The 669-nt window shown below is 65.9% G+C and carries 1 protein-coding gene; it reads right to left on the bottom strand.

The genetic code is table 11. From position 1 onward, the window contains the following. Nucleotides 1-66: 66 nt before the first annotated feature. Nucleotides 67-669, bottom strand: a 603-nt coding sequence (locus MOV75_RS40830) for an ABC transporter ATP-binding protein (protein ID WP_246933061.1), incomplete at its 5' end; no start/stop codon positions are given.

Genomic DNA, 669 nt, shown 5'->3' with positions numbered 1-669 from the left:
TAGATCGCGCCCGTGGCGATGCCGGCCAGGACCTGGTTGGTGAACAGCTCCATTGTCCCGGCTCCCTCAGTAACCCAGATAGGATTTGCGGATTTCTTCGTTGTTCGCGATGTCCTTGGCCTTGCCCGACATCACGATGCGGCCGGTCTCGATCACATAGGCCTGGTCGGCGAGCTCGAGCGCGAGCTGGGCGTTCTGCTCGACCACCAGGATCGACACCTTGTCCTCGCGGTTGATCTTGCCGAGAATGCCGAACAGGTCGCGCACCACCAGCGGCGCAAGTCCGAAGGACGGCTCGTCGAGCAGCATCAGCCGCGGCCGCAGCATCAGCGCGCGGGCGACCGCAAGCATCTGCTGCTCGCCGCCGGACAGTGTGCCGGCCTGCTGGGTGTGGCGCTGCTTCAGCACCGGGAAATGCGCGTACATCCGCTCGATGTCGGAGACGATGCCGGCGCTGTCCTTGCGGGTGATGGCCCCGAGCTGGAGATTCTCCTCCACCGTCATGGTGGTGAAGGTGCCGCGGCCCTGCGGCACGTGGGCGATGCCGAACCGCACGATGCTCTCGGTCGAGCGGTTGTTGAGCGGCTTGCCGTCGAACTCGATGCCGCCGGTGGAGCGCACCATGTTGCAGATCGCGCGCAGCGTGGTGGTCTTGCCGGCGCCGTTGGC

The organism is Bradyrhizobium sp. PRIMUS42, assembly GCF_023006515.1.
Lineage (GTDB): Bacteria > Pseudomonadota > Alphaproteobacteria > Rhizobiales > Xanthobacteraceae > Bradyrhizobium.
Note: the sequence above shows the minus strand (reverse complement) of the source record. Positions and strands in the feature narration are given on the sequence as shown.